This window comes from Corynebacterium sp. P3-F1 (assembly GCF_030503635.1).
GTDB lineage: Bacteria > Actinomycetota > Actinomycetes > Mycobacteriales > Mycobacteriaceae > Corynebacterium.
Window position 1 is genome coordinate 1109575 of record NZ_CP129965.1, and the last position, 18828, is coordinate 1128402.

Below are 18828 nucleotides of genomic sequence, written 5' to 3' on the forward strand. Positions count from 1 at the left end.
AATCGCGACAGATGCACTCAGCGTTACACGACCGTTACTAAAGTGAACTCAGAGCGGGTGAATATTGTGCTTCTTGGGCAGGTCAGCGTCGTATTTGGTGGATAGCTGGCGCAGCGCCCGGCGCAGAGTCAGGCGTGTTTCCGAGGGCTGAATCATGCCGTCGAGGTACCCGCGTTCGGTGGCGACGTACGGGGAGGTCATGTTCTCCTCGTAGAAGTCCATGAAGACTTTCTTCATCGCGTTGCGCTGTGTTTCATCCTCGATAGCGGCAAGCTGCTTGCCCTGGATCATCACCGCGGCGGCGGCAGAGCCCATCACGGCGATCTGCGCGGTGGGCCACGCGAAGTTCAGGTCGCCGGACAGGTTCTTCGAGCCCATCACGGCGTAGGCGCCGCCGTAAGCTTTGCGCACGATGAGCGAGATCTTGGGCACCGTCGACTGCACCACCGAGAACGCGAGCTTCGCGCCGCGGTGAATCAGACCGACCTTCTCCTGGTCCACGCCGGGCAGGTAGCCCGGCGTGTCCACAACGAAGATGAGAGGCAGGTTGTAGGCGTCGCAGATCTGGATGAACCGGGCGCCCTTGTCGGCGGCGTCGGCATCGATGCAACCTGCGAAGTGCATGGGGTTGTTGGCCACGAAGCCGACGGGGCGACCGTCGATACGCCCGATAGCGCAGATGAGATTCGGGGCGTAATTCTCCTGGATCTCGAGGATCTCCTCGTCATCGCCCAGTTGGACCAGCAGGTCCATCATGTCGTAGCCGGCGTTAGTGTCGTCCGGCATGAATTCGTCGAGAGCTGAATCGTCCAAATCCTCGTCGGACGGCGCCCACGCCACCGGGGGCTCGTCGAAGGCGCTGGTGGGCAGGTGGCCCAGCAGGTCGCGGACGAAGTCGAAGGCCTCCTCCTCGGTCGGGACTGTGACCGAGACATTGCCGTTCTGCTCCTGCTGCATCGCGCCGCCGAGCTCCGCGGAGGAGACGTCCTCGCCGGTGACCTCGCGGATGACGGCGGGACCGGTGACGTACATCTCGGCCTGGCCGTCGACGGCGACGATGAAGTCGGTGGTCACCGGGGCGTAGACGGCACCGCCGGCGGACTTGCCCAGCATGATGGAGATCTGCGGCGAGCGACCCGACAGGGGAAGCTGACGGCGCGCGATCTCCGAGTACATGGCCAGCGACGTCACGGCGTCCTGAATGCGGGCACCGCCGGAATCCTGGATGCCGATGACGGGACAGCCGACCTTGATCGCCAGCTCCATCACGTCGACCACCTTGCGGCCGAAGGTCACGCCGACGGAACCGCCGTAGACGGTCTTGTCGTGGGCGTAGATGGCCACTGGACGGCCGTCGATGCGCCCGTAGCCCGTAACCACACCATCGGAATAGACCGCGTCCGGGTCGCCCGGGGTGCGGGCGAGGGCACCGGTTTCGACGAACGAGCCTTCGTCGAGAAGCGCGTTGATGCGCTGACGCGGCGTGGTCTGCCCGGCGTCGTCGCGGCGCTTGCGTGCGCGCTCAGAGCCCGGGTCCTGCGCCCGCTCTAAGCGGTCGCGCAAGTCGGCAAGTTTTTCGGCGGTCGTCGTCATTGCTTTTGATTCACCTCGGCGATCCATTCGGTGATGTGCTTGCCCACGATCCCAACCGCAGGCTCGTCCACAACCGCCAGGTGGTCGCCCGGCAGTTGCACGATAGTCAGGTCCTCCACGATAGCGCCCCAGCCGCCGTCCGGGTCGATCTCCGCGTAGGCGGGCTCAAGCATGATCGCGCCCTCGTGCATGCCCTCGGCGCGGAAAAGCAACACAGGCAGATCGACATCAGCCCAGCGCTGCATGTCCACCTTGGCCAGGATCTGGTTGTCCACGAAGGACGCGCGCTGGTGCTCCAGCACGCCCGCGGCCAGGCCATGCTCAGAAGCGTCGGTAGTGGCCAGGAACTCGCCGAGCATGGTCAGTAGTGCATCCTCGCCCGCGGATTCAAGCAGCTCGTACGGCACTTCGAAGTCGAGCCCGTAGGTGTCTTTGGCGAAGGCGGCGTAACGCTCCCACCGCTTCTTCGTCTCTTCCGGCGTGTCCGGAGTCGGGTGCGCCGGTTGGGTGGTGTCCAGCAGGGCGATGAACTTCACGGGGATCTCTGTGTCGGTGCCCTTCCGGCTTTGCAGCTGGTGCGCGACCTCGTAGGCCAGCGCGCCGCCGAAGGACCAGCCAGTGAGAATGATCGGCTGGCCAGCAGCCAGGCGCTCAATGTCGTCGAGGTAGGCCGCAACGCGGTCCTCAAGCGAGCCCTCCAGACGCTCCAGACCGTAGACCGGCACGTTCTCCGGCAGACGGCGAGTTAGCGGCTGGTAGACCACATTCGATCCGCCGGCCGGGTGGAACACGAAGAGCGAGGGAGTGGTCTCGTCGGTGCGCTCGCGCAGGACGCGGACATTGCCCTCGACCGGGGTCTCCAGTCCCTCACGCACCGTGTTGGCCAGTGGTTCGAGTGTTTCAGCCGCTAGCACGGCGTCCGCACTGACCTCGATGCCGGACCGCTCACTCAGGTGAGCGGCGATCTGTTCGGCCTGTTCACGGTCGATCTCCGGCAGCGGTGAGGTCACGCCTGCGGCAGCATTGCCCGCGTATTTCGCCCAGGCACCGAACACCATGCGTTCGGACGCGTCGCGCGGAGCGACGCCGACACCGCCACCTGCCGTCCCGGCCTCTTTCGCCTTCTCGACGGCCTGGGCGGGGTCGCGATTCGGATCATTCTCGGCCATCGGCTGGGCGGCGTCGGAGTTTCCCGCCACGGCTTCTTCGACCATGGCGATGACATCGGCCACGGAAGCGTCGCGAAGCGCCTGCACCTGCAACGGCGGGATTTGGAAGTCGTTCTCCACCCGGTTCTTGATGCGCATGCCCATCAGGGAATCCAATCCCAGGTCGATCAGCGGCAGCTCATCGGGCAGGTCGTCGACGTCGTATCCCATCGATTCGGAGACGATCGCACGCAGGCGCTCCTCGACGGTTTCGGTCGCCGGATCCCAGCGCACGATGTCCACGTCGTCGGTGGCGCCGCGGATCAACTGCTCACGGGCAGTTTGGACTTCAGGCGCGGGCTGCGGGGCTTCGGTCACGCCGGGAAGGGACGTCTGCCCCACGTCCAGCGTGGAGGCAAAGCCCTCGGCCACCAGGACGGACCCGTTGTGCACCGTGATGGTCAGCCCGCCCAGGCCGCGGTGGACCATGGTGGTCAGCTCACCGGCGGCAGGCAGCGGCGCGCGCTCTTCGACCGCCACGACTGCTGCGTTCGCGTCCACCTCAGCGGCGGCGAGCTCTACGACCTGCATCGCGGAGAAGATCTGGTCGGCCGGCGCCGCGTAGACGATCGTGCCGTCCGGCAGCGTCACCTTCGGCCCGAGAGGACCCGCGCCGGACGAGTTCGGGCGCGCGGACGTCCACAGCTCGTTGCGGTGCAGTGGCGTGTGCGGGACAGTGGCGCGCTCACCGTCGCCCGCCAGGGCCGCGAAATCGACCGGCATGCCAGCGACGTAGAGCTTCGCTGCGAGATCCAGCAGCGTCGCCACTTCATTTTCCTTGCGCTTCAGCGTGAACAGCAGCTGCGTGTCGGGCTTGCCAGCAGAAAAGGCCGTGTTCATCATGCCCATCATGGCCACGGGATTCGGCGAGATCTCCACCAACGTCGTGTGTCCGGAGGCCAGCGCTGCTTCCGTCGCGTCCTGGAAGAGCACGGGCTGGCGCGTCATGCGGATCCAGTAGTCCACGTCGTGGACTGTTTCGCCGGCGCGGTGCACACCGTCGACACTGCTGAACAGGGTGCGTGTCAGCGATTTCGGCTCGATGCCCGCGATATCGCCGGCGAGCTCGCCGAGGATCGGGTCGAGCATGCTCGTGTGGCCCGCGCCGCGCACATTCAGCTTGCGGGCGAATTTGCGCTCCTCCTCCAGCGCAGCGACCAGGTAGTCGACAGCCTTTCCGGGCCCGCCGACCGTGGTCATGCCGGGGCCAGCGTAGACAGCAGGCTCGACACCGTGCGCTTCAGGGTGCTTATCGACGAACCCTTCAAGCTCCTCCCGCGACAATTCCACCACCGCCATGGCGCCTTCTTGGTCGGTGCCCTCGACCGTCTTCTCGCCCTCGCCCATCAGGCGGGCGCGGGTGCAGGCGATCAGCATCGCGTCCTCGGCGGACAAGCCGCCGGCGGCGTATGCGGCGGCGATTTCGCCCATGGACATGCCCATGGTCGCTGCCGGGGTGATGCCGTAGCCGGCCAAGAGATCGGTCAGCGCAATCTGGATGGCGGTGACGGTGACCTGGCCGGTCTCGGTGTCGTACGTCTGCTCGTCGTCAAGAATGATGTCCAGCATGGACCAGCCGGACTCGAAGCCGACGACCTTGTCCAGCTGCTGGATCCGGGCGCGGAAAGCCGGGGAGAGCTCCACGAGCGGCTTGACCATTTTGCGGTGCTGCGAGCCGAAGCCGGAATAGACGAAGACGGGGCCGGTGGTCGACGGCGAATCCGCCGAGGCAACGCCCTGCGTCACCTTTCCTTCTGCGACATAGCCCAGCCGCTTGCGGGCTTCCTCAATGCTGGAGGCGGTGACCACCGCGCGGGAGCGGCCGTGGTTGCGGCCGGCCAGGGTGCGGGCGACAGCGCGCAGGTCCGTCTTGTCGGTGAGGGATTCCGCGACCGTGGCGGCCAGCTCCCGGCGGCGCGACGGCAGCAGACCCGAGACAGGCAGCAGGACCAGATCCGGATCAGCCGGGTCCATGAGACCTGCGGACGGTTCCCGGGCCGGGACGTTGTATTCCGACGGGTCGAAGTCGCTCACAACGATGTGGGTGTTCGTGCCGCCGAAACCGAAGCCGGACACGCCCGCAATCCGTCGGCCGGAGTACTCGGGCCATTCGCGCGGGTCCTCGACGACCTCGATCTTGGTCGCGTCGAAGTCGATGAACTTATTGCCCTCGGTGAAATTCGCAGTGGGCGGGACCGTGCCGCGCGTGAACGCCTCAAGCACCTTGATCATGGCCACGACACCAGCCGCCGACTCGGAATGGCCGATATTGGACTTCGCCGAGCCGAGCAGCAGCGGATCCGCATCCGCACGGTTCGCACCGAGCACCTGGCCCAGCGCCGTCGCCTCGATCGGGTCGCCCAGCGCGGTGCCGGTGCCGTGGGCCTCCACGAGATCGACCGTTGCGGGATCCACGCCGGCGTCGACGAAGGCGCGGCGCAGCACGTCCACCTGCGCCTCCGGGTTCGGTGCGGTCAGGCCGTTGGAGTGACCGTCGGAGTTGGTGGCGGAGCCCTTGATCACCGCGAGCACGTTGTCGCCGTCGGCGATCGCGTCCTCCACCCGCTTGAGCACGATGAAGCCGGCGGCTTCAGCGCGGACGAAGCCATCCGCGTCGTCGGAGAACGCACTGATCTTGCCGGACGGGCTGATCACGCCGAGCTCCGCGAAAGCGGTGGAAATGAACGGGGAAGCCAGCACGTTGACGCCGCCGGCGAGCGCCACATCGGCTTCACCGCCGCGCAGCGCGCGCACCGCATGGTGCACCGACACCAACGATGACGAGCACGCAGTGTCCACGTTCATGGAGGGGCCGCGGAAATCGAAGACGTAGGAGATGCGGTTCGGGATCACCGCGCTCGACGTTCCGGTCAGCGCGTAGGGGTGCGCCGATGCGGGGTCGGAGGTGATCAGCATTCCGTAATCATTAGACGACGAACCGACGAAGACACCCACGGATTCCCCGCGCAGCTCATTCGCCGGAAGGTGCGCGTCCTCGAGAGCCTCCCACGCCAGCTCCAGCATGATGCGCTGCTGCGGATCCATGTTCTCCGCCTCTAGGGGGGACAGACCGAAGAACTCGTTGTCGAAGCTGCGGATGTCATCCAGGTACCCGCCCTGGACATTCTGCTCGCGCATCTTCGCCGACATCACCGGATCCTGCGAGTACTCGCTCCAGCGCCCCTCCGGCAAGGGTCCGGTGACGGAGCGGCCGGAGACGAGCAGGTCCCAAAACTCGTCGACGTTATTCGCGCCCGGAAAACGCCCGGCGCGGCCGACGATGGCGATGTCGCCGGAACCCATGCCCGCGGTGCGGTGGGCGGTAAGGGCAGCACCGGACGTCGGTAAGCTCTGCGCGGAACCTGTCTTGGGTGACAGCAGACCGTGCGCGAGCGCTTCGACCGTGGGGTACTGGTACGCGACCGTCGGGTCGAGCTTGATGTCCAGCAGGCGCTCGAGCTCACCGGAGAGCACAACCACATCGCGCGAAGAAAGCCCGAGGTTGTCCAGCGGAACAGACGGATCGACTGTGTCAGCCCCCGTCGCATCGGAGATCCACGACTGCAACCAGGTGGTGAGCTCGTTTTCCGTCATGGCTTGAGCCTCGCGCCCTTTCTCTTGTTGAAAATTCATACGGCCTATCTATCGAGCCGCGCGTGCAACGCGTTAACTCCCTAGCTTTCCTGCAGGAATTTCGCGCGGTTGACCACGCGCGCAATTTTGCCAGAGCTGGAACGCGCGATCTCGTTCGGAGCGTAGAAGCGGATGATTTCCGGGCTGATGCCGTGCTTATTGGACACCGCAGCGCGAATCGCATCTTCGGCGATGGGATCGGCAGCCTCGTCCGCGCCCTCCACGCGCTCAACGAGCACCACGAGCTTTTCGACGTCCTCTCCTTGCACCGCGAATGCCGCCACCGAATCGGGGCGCACGTGGTCGGACGCCTCCATGACCGTGGCCTCAATGTCCTGCGGGTAGTGGTTGCGTCCCGCGATGACCACGAGGTCCTTCAAACGACCGGTGATGTAAAGGTGGCCCTCGTGGAACGCAACGAGATCGCCGGTGGCAAGCCACCCGTCCTCGCCGCGCAGAGTGTTGTTGAAGGTCTGCTGGGTCTCCTCGTCGCGCCCCTCATAACCTGCGGCGACGTTATCGCCGTGCAGCCAGAGCTCGCCGATGGCCCCCTCCGCGACTTCTTCGCGGGTCTGCGGGTCCACAACCGCGTACTGCATGTCGGGAACCGGCTGGCCGTTGGAGGCGAACGGGATGCCGTCCTCCGCCTCGACGATGCGGCCTCGGCCGACCTCCTCGCGGTCGAAGGTCTTGAACAGGGGGCGCTCCTTGGTCTGCGGAGTGGACACGATGAGCGTCGCTTCCGCCAAACCGTAGGAAGGGCGGATGACCTGCGCGTCAAGCTTCGAGGGGCTGAATGTCTCCACAAACGTGTCCACTGCCGTCTTTGTCACCGGCTCCGACCCGACGATGATGCAGTCCAGCGCTGAGAGATCATATTCTTCCGGGTTCTCCGGCATCGCATACCGGGCAGCCAAATCGAGTGCGAAATTAGGCACGACCGTGTAGACGAAGGTGTCGTCCTCATCCTCACGCCTGGCAATCTGATCGACCCAGCGCTTCGGTTGCTGGATGAAGTCCCGCGGCCCCATGAGCTCAAACTCGATGCCCATGATCGTGACAAAGACGGTGAGAATGATGCCCATGTCGTGGTGCAGCGGCAACCACGTTGACAGGCGCAGCGGCATCTTCAGGTCGACAGCGTCATAGATTTGCAGCACGTTCGTCAAAATCGCGCGGTGAGTGAGCACCACGCCGGCTGGCAGACGGGTGGAACCGGAGGTGTACTGCAAGAATGCGACTTGGTCGACCGCGTCCGTGTCCGTCGGCTCCTCCGGTGCCGTCCACGACTCTGCCATCGAGTCAGGCAGGGCATCGACAACGAGAATGCGCGGACGCTGCGCCCGCGGCACCTCGGCGAAGAATTCGCGGACGGCCTTTGCGCCGGCATTATTGGTCAGTACAGCGGCTGCCTTGGAATCAGCCAAGACCGCGGTGAGTTGCTCGCCATGCCCCGGTTCATTCGGGTCATACAGCGGCACCGGCACTTGGCCGGCGTAGATCGCGCCCATGAACGCGAAAAGGTATTCCGGCGAGTTCGCAGCCATGATGGCCACGCGGTTCCCCGGTGCGCCCGTCTGCTGCAGCCGGGCTGCCACCGCCTTGATCCGGGTGATCACCTCATCGCGGGTAAAGTCTACGGCCACACCGTCGCGGTCCTCCGAGAAATCCCAGTACCGCAGCTGGTGCACCTCACCAGTGCCCATTTCCGCACTGCCCTGGTAGAGCATCTCGCACAGCTGAAACAGGGACAGCTCCGGCGGCAGGTCGATTTTGTCGTCGTCGTAGAACTGGTAGAGCAACTGCTCGAGATCCATGGGGCTCCTTGCTGAAGTGCTTGGGGGATGGGGATTTTAGTTTTTGTTAGCGATACTTTCGCGAATCCACTCTACGGCCCATTGACTAGCCGTGGTACCTGGAATCACGTTCGGGTTTGTCGCGTACATCGCGTGCACCCCGTTCGCCTCCACGAGTGCGCGTGCCCGACCAAGGGCGTTGCCCACATCCTGGGGCGCATCGCAGATTGAATCATCGGGGGCGCAGATCTGAATTGCGCGGTCGCTGACCGCTCCGAAACCGCCGTCGCGCGGACCGCGCATGGTCGCGCCCGGAACAACAGCCTGAATCACGCGGTTCAACGGCTGGAGTGCGATCTCCGCCCCGATCCCGCCGAGTGGGTTACCCGGGTTGATTCCCACCCCATTTTCGCGGCGTCCGTCTGCGATCATGACCGCTCCCCGAATCTTCTCCGGTGCGACCACCCCGCGGTGGTTACCAATATCGCTGGCGATGTCCCCCACGATCACGGCGCCCTGCGAGAAACCCGCGAGTATGAACTCGGTGGACGGACACGTCTCATCGATGAACCGCAGTTCCGCATTCAAACGGTCCGTGCCCTCATTCCGCGAATCGTCGTAGCTCATCTCCTCGCGGCCCGCCGCCGTCTGGATGTTCTTGAACTGCGCGGTGTACGGCAACGTCCACACACGGACATCGTTGATGTCGTACTGCCCCTGCAAAGGTTGCGTGATCGACAGCATGAAGCTGTGCGGGTTCGCCTTCGGGGCAAACGGATCATCATCCTTCGCCGATTCCCACGTACCGGGCGCGGAGATCACCTCCACCGCCGGACACCAGTCCGGTTCCTTCGCCTTGGTGGCGCTCGGCCCGGGACTGAACGGGGTCTCCGGGGTTTCACCCGGCCCGAGCCACTGGGCCGCGCCGAACGCGATGACACCGACTACGGCGAGCGCGGCAATGATCGTGAGAATTCTCCGGGTACGCACGTCAGTGCCACCCTCCTTCTAGGCTTCTAGCAGAGGTTATCGCGTGCCGCGGAATCGATGAGCTTGGTCAGATCATTGATCTCCAGCTGCGTTGCCTGCTGCTCAATGAGCTGGCCAGCAACGGCGTCACGCGTAATGGTGCTTCCGCCACAAACGGTACGGGCTGTACCTATCAGTTGCTCTTCATTTCCCTCGACGTTCACTCCGCCTTGGCGTAGAGCTTCCAAGTACGCCTCGTCCTGCTCCGGGCGCATCGGGGCCGCGTCCGGGGTGTTTTCCACCTCGCTGGCTGCCCCCTCGCCCGCCGCAGGATCATCGGCTGGGGCCGCCACCACCGAACCGCTGGACTCAGTCACTGTCTCAGAGGCAGTCTCAGTCGCGGTAGTACTCGCCGAAGCCGATGTCGTCGTCGATGCGGACGGGGTTGCGGTCACATCGTCGCTGTTCACTGTCGTACCACCGCATGCGGCGAGCCCGATGCCCGCTGCTGCGAGGGTTGTAGCCACAAGTGTTTTCCGCATTCGCCTAGTTCTTCCGCTCGCGAATCTGACCGAAGACCTGGTCGATGCTTCCGTTTTGGAAGGAGATGGTCATTCCTCCGGAGGGGATTTCCTTCATGTCTGACGTCGGCCAGCCGAATTTACCGCGCTCCCAACCGTTCTTGCCCCAGTGGTCGAAGATTGCGCCGTGGTAGATCGCGTGTCCGCCAGTAGACGGCGACCAGTAGATACTGCCCTTCTCGAACTCCTGGAAGTACCCACCGTCGATCTTCTTCTCGTTGCTCGTTGGGTAGCCAAGGTCCGACCGCGGTCCGCCCATTTCGCCGTACTTCGCACCGATGGCGCCGAACACCATGAAGTGCTTGGTCGCATCCGGGTTACGGGTCAGGTAGCCGTGCTCGAACTTCTGAATGTAACCGCCACCGGCCGGCTGCGCCTCCTCAACCGGGTAACCGAGCGGCCCGCGTTCGTAGCCTTCGGCACCCCAGGCAGCGAACATGTCGCCGGGGATCGCCTGCGCACCGGTACCCGGGGTCCAGTAGATGGAGCCGTGCTGGAAGTGAACGAACCGGCCCTTGCCGTCCGGAGTGGACAGCTCTCCCGTCTTCGGGAAACCGAGCCACCCACCGGGGCCATTGAGCTGGTTGTACTTAGCCAAGATGCCGCCCACCAGCACCTGAGCGCCAGTCTCCGGCGACCAGAAGGCGGTGCCGCCGCGGAACTCCTCCGCCTTACCCTTGCCGCCAGCAACGTCGTATTCATTGGTCACACAGCTGCCGATGACGCCACTCTTCGTGGCTTCTGCAATCGCGCCAACGGGTGCACAGTCGGCTCCCCGATCGGCTTTGGCCACCCCGAGGGAATCCGCAATGTGCGGCCACGCCTGAGTCATCTCAAACTGCCAGTAGTCCCACGCGTGGACACCAGACGGGCGGTACCGGGTGATGATGGGCACGCCTGCCTTTTTGGCGTAGCGCTCGAAGGTCTGGGTGGACATGCGGGAAATGACTTCCAGGCCCACGCCGGCCGGAACTGCCGGAGCAGATGCCACCGAGTTGGGTGTGCCGTAGTCGTCTTGGCCGGAGCCAGCGGAGACGTACACTGTCTTGCCCTTGAGGTTCTCGATCCCCAGCTTCGGATCATGGTCGATCCAGTCCTGGGACCCCAGCGGACCCCACATTGCCTCGGAATCGTAGCCACCAGCGTCTTTCTGCGCCGCTTTGATCGCCAGCGGCATACCGGAGGTGGTGGTGTCCAGGTAGCCGGAGAAAGAGCCCACGAAGTTGAACAGGTTCGGGTTGCGCTCCGCCAGGTTGACTGCGGCGGTGCCGCCCATGGACAGACCGACCACTGCGCGCTTGCCGTTAGAGCGGTAGTGCTCGTTCAACAGCGGGACGAGCTCCTTGGTCAGGAAGGTCTCCCACATGTAGTGCTTACCGTTATTCGGCTGCTGCCAGTCGGAGTAGAAAGACGATTCTCCGCCCACAGGAATGATCACGTTGACATTCTTGTCGGCATAGAACTGCTCGATATTCGTCTCGATGGTCCAACCGCTCTCATCGTCGCGGGCGCGCAGGCCGTCCAGTGCCCACACCTCAGGGAATTTCGCCTGCGGATTGGAGTGCCAGTCGCGTGCCAGCAGGATCTGCACCTGGATTGGCTCAGCCGGCATTGCCGCCGAGTTGATGAATACTGCGACTCGCCTCTGCGTCAGCCACTCAATACGGTCGACGGACACGCCCGCTGGCAGGCCCGGGATCTGCGGGTGCTCGTCCACCTCAATCGGTGTGCGCGGCGGCGGATCGGACGGTCGCAGACCATCAGAAATTCCTCGCCCGGATGACAGTGAGCTTGACAGGCCAGCAGGACCATTCTGCGCGACGGCCGGAACGACGGCCACCCCGACAGCTACGGCTGTGGGAACTGCGGCGACCGCGAGCAATTGGCCTTTGGTGACCTTGCTGGAAGAACGTCGGGGTGAAAAGCGCATGTTAGAGAGCCCTTAGTTGATTGTAGGTACGGCGGACCAACGGGCGCTCCGGCCCAGGGGTTCCCCTCCCCCGGGCCGGGCCCAGTCTTCACGAAGAAGTTTAAGTTTCACTTGAGACTTTACATGGCGACACGCCGGGCACCGCAATTTTGCCCAAAGGTGGTCACCGAGGTCACCAACGACATGAAGATCGCGATACCCGGGTTGTGAACGAACGGATGCGCGACATTTGACGTCGTCTCAGCGACGCGCAACTGGTCCCACAGGGCCGAACCCGTCAACGAGAAGTCGGTCGGGTGGATCGAATAAGCATCATCCCATTGTCCCCGGCCCGCGAGGATCCCACCGATCCAGAGGCTCGACCAGTCGTCGCCGCTCGCTTGCGTAGCGACAACCAACGCAGTGAAAAGCCCTGTGAGAATGCAAAACGGCCAGCCCCACTGGGGCATGACCGTTCCTTCTTTACCAGGCATTCATGTGGTCAAGAACGCGCTTCTTCGTCTTGTGCAGCTGGTCGCCGAACTGCTCCCAGTTGTGCAGACCCTGCGCCGGATAATCGGACGTCACGCGCAGGCCCTGAGCTCGCGCCTTAGCTTCCCAGGTACGCGTGGTCAGCATCGCGCCGAACTCAAGCGCCGCACCCGCCGCCTGGTGCTGGGGCAGGTACTTGGCATCCTTCGGGCCCGGAATACCCGGTGCAGCCGAGATGTAGACATCGCTGTTACGGAGTCCGCCCATGTTGAGGAACGGATCGTTCTCGAACCGGCGCGGGTTCAACAAGGAGCCGTACATCGCGTTGAGGTTGTAACCGCCCGCGTCGAGCATAACCAAGTGCAGCATGGCCTGAGCACCCGGGAGTGTGGTGGTCAGGTAACCGGAGAAGGACAGCACCTGACGGAACTGGTCAGGGTGCTTCGCAGCCAGGTTCATCGCACCGGTCGCACCCATGGACAGTCCGATCACGGAGTTGTTGCGCGGGGACACACCGAAGTGGCGCTGCAGGTAGCCTGGCAGCTCGCGCGTCAGGAAGGTCTCCCAACGATACGGCTTACCGTTGCCGTACTTCGGGTCGTGGTTCCAGTCGGCGTAGAACGATGCCTCGCCACCAACGGGCATGACCAGGGTGATGTTGGAGTGCGCGTAGACCGCGGCTGCGTTGACGTCGTTCACCCACGCATTCGTGCTCTCCGTAGCCCGCAAACCGTCGAGCAGGTAGAGACCCGCGTTGCCGCCGCGGGCTGCCGGCACGATCTGCACCGGAATGTTGCGGCCCATTGCAGGCGAGTAAACGTCGCAGCGCTGGACCCAGTACTTCACCGGGTCCCAGGTGCAGTGGCCAGTGGCGTCTGGGCGGAGCCAGCCCCGGTTGTCCGTTGCCTGGGCTTCACCCGGAGCTGTGACCATGAGCGACATCGCAGCTGCCACCGTCAGGACAAGGGCGAGGAGCGTGCGACGCATGGAATGAATCGCGTTCATGTGTCCACCTATCTTTAGGGAATTTTTGGATTACACACAGGTGTATCGCAAAGCGTTACCGCGATGTTACCAACAGGATTAAATCTGTTCCATTCACTTGACTGGCCAGGCGATGCGCTGCCCAGATAGCCCCACATCCTCCCCTCGGGCAATGCGCGAAAGAGTCTCTTCATCGAGGTACACGGCCGGGTCGTCCGCGATCTGCAGCGAGCTGCCGTCGGTCAGGGCGAACCTCATGTTCTTGAGAAAACGCTGGAGGCTCATCGGCTCACGCGAGGTGGCCAGCAGTTCCGCGATTTCGGGAGTGCGCAGCGCCGCGCGTGCCTGAAGCATTTTCTGCTTATCGACGCCCCACGGCACCGCCTCCACCGCCACCGCCGTATCCGCGAATTTCCAATGCACGGGTAGATTCTTGTCGTGGCCGATCCGGCCATCTTCAATCCGCGGCTGACGGGCGGCAAGCGGAGTAGCCAACCCGACATCGTCAAGCACGCGCACGCCAAGGTCAGAATTCGCGCTCACCATGCCCAGATTGATCAGGTAGGCGGTAGTGGGCATATTCTGCAGATCAGTGTCACGGCTCACCCGCGCCACCGGCTCCCACTGGCACACGTACGGATCCCGTTGCTGCAGCACCAGATTCACCGCGCCGGCATTTTCCTCCGCAGCGCGGTCGAGCCCCTCTTTCCAGCCGCCCATCAAATCGCTGGCGAGGAAATCCTCAGCGTACCGGGGCGGATCACCGGATTCGCGCAGCAGCACCGCCGTCCAGAACTCGCGTTCGTCGACAATGTTCAGGTTCTCCGGGCCTGCCTCGAAAGGCTCGAAGCCCAACTCGTGTCCCCGAGAGACCACGATTCCTGCCCACAGCGCCGCTGCGGCCGCGGCTGTCCCGCCGAGGGCCGTGAGCGGCACAGCCGCGACGGGAAGCAGCATCGCGAACAGCGGCAACAACACCATGCGGCCGTGCATGAAGTCCCCGCCGACACGAACGACGTACAGCAGGTGCAACACACCGCACCCGACGGCTAGAGCTGACACGAGCTTTTCCCGCGAGGACAGCCGCAGTGCCCACCAGAAGCCAAGCACGGCAGCGGCTGTCACCGGTGCCCACAGCGCATACGGGCTCACCGTGTCCCACACGTATCGCGCACCCGTTCCCCAGTGCGCGCCCGATGCGGACTTTGCCACCGCGGTGTGCGGGGTGAGCAGGCCGTAGTACCCCATGCGGAAAATCTCGTACGCTACTGGCACCGGCAGGGCCGCGGCCAAGATCCCGCCGATACGGCGCCAGTCGGACCGGCTCGCCGCCAACAGCACGATTCCCGTGATCCCGCCGTACAACGCGAGCTCCGGACGGACCAGCCATGACAGACCCGCCCAGAAAGCGAGGAAGAGCTCCATCCGCCCAGCTCCGCGGGCCGACCAAGCTACGAGCAGCGCCCACCACACGCCGATCCACGTCAGGGCCAATCCCCATTCCAACCCGGAGGTGGCGAAGTCCCGGGCCGGGGGCAGCGCTACGTAAATGATCACGCCGAACGGCACGACTGCACCCGGGTGCACCCGTTGCCACAGCCGACCCGACGCGGTGACCGCCGTGACCACCCCGACGACCGTGCAGATCAAGGCGAGCCACATCGCCACGTCTTCGAGCCGCAGCCCCGGAACCCAGCTGAACGCCGCGATCAGGTACTGCCACAGCGTGGAGGTGTTCGCCTCCACACGTTCGCCGATGTTGAACACCGGCCCGTTGCCGGCCAGGATGTTCCGGACAGTGCGCAAGACGATTAGACCATCGTCACTGATCCAGCGGCGGGCCCACCCGCCCCAGAACGCGAAGACGCCCGCAACCGCCGCAGAAATGAACAGCGATAAGCGGGCGCGTTTTTCCATGCGCGACATATTAGCCGATGGTCGGGACAACATAGACCGCCATCGCAATGGCGAGGATCCAGAGCAGCGCCAGCAGCTGCAGGACCCGATCCTCCAACGCGATTTCGTCCGGTGCGCCGCCGTTACCGCTGTCTACCTCCGCGGCGTAGCGCAGGATAGCGATGATGAACGGCACCATCGAGATTTGGTACCACAAGCCCTGGCCTTCCTCGACGCCGTCGCTAAGCGTGAAGCCCCACAGCGCGTAGGACATGACCACGGCTGTGGCGGACAGCGTCCACACAAAGCGCAGGTACGTCTGGGTGTAGCCCTGCAGCGACTTGCGGATTTTGGCGCCCGTGCGCTCGGCGAGCAACAGTTCGGCGTAGCGTTTACCGGAGGCCATGAACAGCGAACCGAACGCGGCAACCAGCAAGAACCATTGCGACAGGTCGATGCCCGCCGCCACACCGCCGGCCATGGCGCGCAGCATGAAGCCCGAGGACACGAGCGCGATATCGATCACCGGGATGTGCTTCCAGCCGAAGCAGTAGCCGAGCTGGAGAGCGATGTAGACGCCCACGACCGTGGCCAGTGCCGACCCGTCGGTGGCCAAAAACGACAACCCGATCGCGGCGGCGATGAGCACGACCGACATGACGTACGCCAGGTTGATCGGCAGCATGCCGGAGGCGATCGGACGGAAACGTTTCGTGGGGTGTTCGCGGTCCGCTTCCACGTCGCGCGCGTCGTTGATCAGGTAGATCGAGGATGCGCCGAAGCAAAACACGACGAACGCGAGCGCGATGTCGACGAAGGTCCGCGACGTGAACGAGTCCGCGCCTGCGGCCAGCGGTGCGGCAAGCACCAGGACGTTTTTGACCCACTGCTTCGGACGCAGACCTTTGATCATCGCGTCCGGGAGGTTCTTCGGCGGAGTCTTCTTCCGGTTGTAGTCCACGCCTTCGGTGTGCGGCTCGGACTTCAGAAACGGCTCATCTACAGGCTGTGTCACGCTGTTCGCCTCTCAATGTCGATCGCGGCTCGTGCCACCCCAATGCCGAGCAACGCGCCGGCCAGGGTGTCCGTGGGGTAGTGCACCCCCAGGACCATGCGGGAGGTCATCATAATGGGGATTCCGGCGTACGGGAGTTTCGACCCGGTGATGTCGGCCAGGTGCACCATCGCAGCGCTTGTCGACGTCGCGTGCGAGCTCGGGAAGCTCAGCTTCGACGGCGTGCCCACACCGATTTTCACCCGCGGGTCGTTCGGCCGGCGCCGCCGGACAATGCGCTTGAGCACCACCGATGCGGCATGCGCGGTGAATGCGCCTGCCCCCATGGCGAGCCATTTCCGGCGGCGCCGTTTATCGACGGCAGCACCCGCCCCCGCGATACCCATCCAACCGAGGGCATGCTCGCCGAAGTGGCTCATGCCGCGTGCGGCGGGGAGGACCCCCGGGGCGTCGAAAAGCGTGCCCTGAAGTGTGCTCAGGATGCCCGCTTCCGCGGAATCCCACGAGTTCGTGCTGCTGCCCTTCTTACTGCTCATCGAAGATCTTCTCCCAGTTGTCGTGGCTGGTCAGCTCCGGCTTGGCCTCGCGGTACGCGAGGGTCAACTCCGGCCATTGTTCCTTGATCTGCTTGTGCAGCTCCTTGGTCTGCTTGAGCAGGTCGTCCGCCAACGCCTTATCGCGCTTCCGGAAGGCCACGCCTGTGCCTCCCGCGGTGGACACCGTCGCGGAGTCGACCCGGGACAGCGTGTACCAGCGCGCCTCTTCCGCGGTGAGGTTGAGCTGCGGTGCCTCCCAGTGCGCGCGGTCCTCCGTCGTCGTGAGGTGGCGCAGCGACTTGATCGCCCACGGGATCTTCTTCACCTTAGCCAGACGCCCGCCGATCTTGTGCGTCGGCACGCCCGGTGCCCCCGTCGGCACCGGCAGGTCAGCCGCCGATTCGACGACCTGCGCGTCCGAAAAGTCCTTGCGAATGCTCTGAATGCGCGGCAAAGAGGATTCCAGGATGCCGAAGAGGTGGTCCGGGCCGGCCAGGAAGTCCTTCATCGCCTCGATCTGGATCGCCAGCGTCGAGTACTCCATGCACATGACGTGCTTGTAGCTGGATTTCAGCATCGACCTGAGCAGGCCGTTCGGGCTGCCGTCGAGGTACATCGAGGCCACGATCAGCCGGTTGCGCAGATGGAAATACGCCTGCCAATCGATGGCGTCGTCCTTGTCGGCCCAGGCCATGTGCCAGATGGCGGCACCGGGCCACGTGACCGTCGGAAAGCCGGCTTGCCCCGCGCGCAGGGAGTACTCCGTGTCGTCCCACTTAATGAACAGCGGGAGCGGTAGACCCATCTTCTCCGCCACCACCCGCGGGAAGAGGCACATCCACCAGCCGTTGAACTCGACATCGATACGCCTGTGCAACGGACGCGACGTGGTCTTGCGCGGGTCGAGGTCCTCTTCCTCGGTGCCCACGTACCCCAGCGGGTACTTGGAAAAATCGTGGTCGTACACCGCGTGCGGCGCTCCGCCCCACATGAAATCAGCGCGGTTGACCTGCTCGCCGGAGGTGCGCAACTGGCTGCGGTCCTGCAGGTTGAGCATCTGCCCGCCCACCAGAATCGGGCTCTTGGCGTACCGCGCCGCCTGCACAGCGCGCAGGATCGAATCCGGCTCAATCGCGATGTCGTCGTCCATGTACAGAATGAACGGCGCATCCGTCTGGTGCAGCGCCTCGTACATGATGCGCGAGTAGCCGCCGGAGCCGCCCAGGTTGCCCTGGCTGAAGATCTTCAACCGGCCGCCAAGCTTCTCCTCCGCCTCCGCGAAGTCCGGCTCATCCGCCGGGTGCTGGTTTCCCTGGTCCGGCATGAGCACATCGGTGATCGCGCCCAGCACCAGCGGATCTTCCGCGAGCGCGTGCAATGCGTTGACGGCGTCGCGCGGACGGTTGAATGTCGGGATGCCCACCGCGACCTTCTTTTCCGACGGCGCGATCGTCGTGCCGTCCGGCAGCGTCTGCTCGCCCGGCGCGCACGGCGCGTACCAGCCGGCATTGCTTATCGACGTCTCCGACTGCCCCGTCTCCGTCGTCACATCGAACCAGAGCCAGCCTCCGTCCTCGAAGTTGCGCAACGGCAGCGGGATCTCCACCCGCTCATCCGCCGCGTCGACGTTGAGGACTGAAATGCGTGTGCCGTCCTGCTTGGAGCGGTACACCGAGATCGTCGCCGCACCTTCCACGTCCATGCCCAGCACCACCGTGTCCAGCTGGGACCAGCGACGCCAGTAGGAGGCGGGGAACGCATTGAAGTACGTTTCGAAGGAGACCTCTGTCCCCTCGGGAAGCTCTACCCGCGAACGGTCCGGCCAGCTCACCCGCTGGGTGTTCTGCTCCGACTCAATGAGGTAGAGCATCCGCACATCGTGCGGTTCGCCCTTGCGGGGCAGCAGGATACGTTGCAGGACGTCGACAGCTTTCATGTCATTCACGGCCTCAAGGGTAATCGCTGGGCCGGACACGCCCTCCCCCGGCGCGCGGGGCGCACCGTAATACGGGCTGAAACGGTCCCGAGAAAACCGCAGGAACTATGCAGGGCATAGCCGGAGGTCCCTAGCGCGGCCGTCGTTCCCGGAGAAGTTTCCGCGGTGGAACTATGCAGCGCATAGTTGGCACCCCGGTCCTGCCGTCGTTCAGCTTGGCGCGGACAGGGACCGTCCGGGTCCCGCCCCGTGCGATCGAAAACCCCAGGAACTATGCAGG

At 64.4% G+C, this 18828-nt stretch carries 12 protein-coding genes; all 12 read right to left on the bottom strand.

Annotation, left to right across the window (positions count from 1 at the left end; genetic code table 11):
* Positions 1 to 48: 48 nt before the first annotated feature.
* Positions 49 to 1593, bottom strand: coding sequence for an acyl-CoA carboxylase subunit beta (locus QYQ98_RS05220; protein WP_302005874.1), 1545 nt, complete (start codon positions 1591 to 1593; stop codon positions 49 to 51).
* On the bottom strand, positions 1590 to 6395 hold the full coding sequence (gene pks13 / locus QYQ98_RS05225) for a polyketide synthase Pks13 (RefSeq protein WP_302007687.1): 4806 nt from the start codon (positions 6393 to 6395) through the stop codon (positions 1590 to 1592). Before pks13 ends, QYQ98_RS05220 begins: the two co-directional genes overlap by 4 nt.
* An 80-nt stretch (positions 6396 to 6475) precedes the next feature.
* Positions 6476 to 8251 carry a FadD32-like long-chain-fatty-acid--AMP ligase gene (locus QYQ98_RS05230; protein WP_302005875.1) on the bottom strand — a complete coding sequence of 592 codons (1776 nt, stop codon included), beginning with the start codon at positions 8249 to 8251 and terminating at the stop codon, positions 6476 to 6478.
* A 36-nt stretch (positions 8252 to 8287) separates the two neighbouring features.
* A complete protein-coding gene (locus tag QYQ98_RS05235) occupies positions 8288 to 9220 on the bottom strand; it encodes a cutinase family protein (protein WP_302005876.1) in 933 nt (310 codons plus the stop codon).
* 26 nt (positions 9221 to 9246) lie between these two features.
* The gene (locus QYQ98_RS05240; RefSeq protein WP_302005877.1) at positions 9247 to 9741 is read right to left on the bottom strand and encodes a DUF732 domain-containing protein; all 495 of its coding nucleotides are present in this window, start codon (positions 9739 to 9741) and stop codon (positions 9247 to 9249) included.
* A gap of 4 nt (positions 9742 to 9745) precedes the next feature.
* Complete coding sequence (locus QYQ98_RS05245; protein ID WP_302005878.1) at positions 9746 to 11710, bottom strand: alpha/beta hydrolase-fold protein; 1965 nt, start codon at positions 11708 to 11710, stop codon at positions 9746 to 9748.
* A 119-nt stretch (positions 11711 to 11829) separates the two neighbouring features.
* Positions 11830 to 12159, bottom strand: a complete 330-nt coding sequence (locus QYQ98_RS05250) for a hypothetical protein (protein WP_302005879.1) — start codon at positions 12157 to 12159, stop codon at positions 11830 to 11832.
* A 13-nt stretch (positions 12160 to 12172) separates the two neighbouring features.
* On the bottom strand, positions 12173 to 13186 hold the full coding sequence (locus tag QYQ98_RS05255; protein WP_302005880.1) for an alpha/beta hydrolase family protein: 1014 nt from the start codon (positions 13184 to 13186) through the stop codon (positions 12173 to 12175).
* Positions 13187 to 13279: 93 nt separating this feature from the next.
* Positions 13280 to 15082 (bottom strand): flagellar motor control protein ZomB, encoded by a 1803-nt coding sequence (gene zomB / locus QYQ98_RS05260; RefSeq protein ID WP_302005881.1) that lies wholly within the window; start codon positions 15080 to 15082, stop codon positions 13280 to 13282.
* A gap of 10 nt (positions 15083 to 15092) precedes the next feature.
* Positions 15093 to 16076, bottom strand: a complete 984-nt coding sequence (locus QYQ98_RS05265) for a decaprenyl-phosphate phosphoribosyltransferase (RefSeq protein WP_302005882.1) — start codon at positions 16074 to 16076, stop codon at positions 15093 to 15095.
* Positions 16073 to 16612: a phosphatase PAP2 family protein gene (locus tag QYQ98_RS05270; protein WP_302005883.1), complete on the bottom strand. Its 540-nt coding sequence runs from the start codon at positions 16610 to 16612 to the stop codon at positions 16073 to 16075. Before QYQ98_RS05270 ends, QYQ98_RS05265 begins: the two co-directional genes overlap by 4 nt.
* Positions 16602 to 18548 (bottom strand): glycosyltransferase, encoded by a 1947-nt coding sequence (locus tag QYQ98_RS05275; RefSeq protein WP_302007688.1) that lies wholly within the window; start codon positions 18546 to 18548, stop codon positions 16602 to 16604. The genes QYQ98_RS05270 and QYQ98_RS05275 overlap by 11 nt, the downstream gene beginning before the upstream one ends.
* Positions 18549 to 18828: the final 280 nt, after the last annotated feature.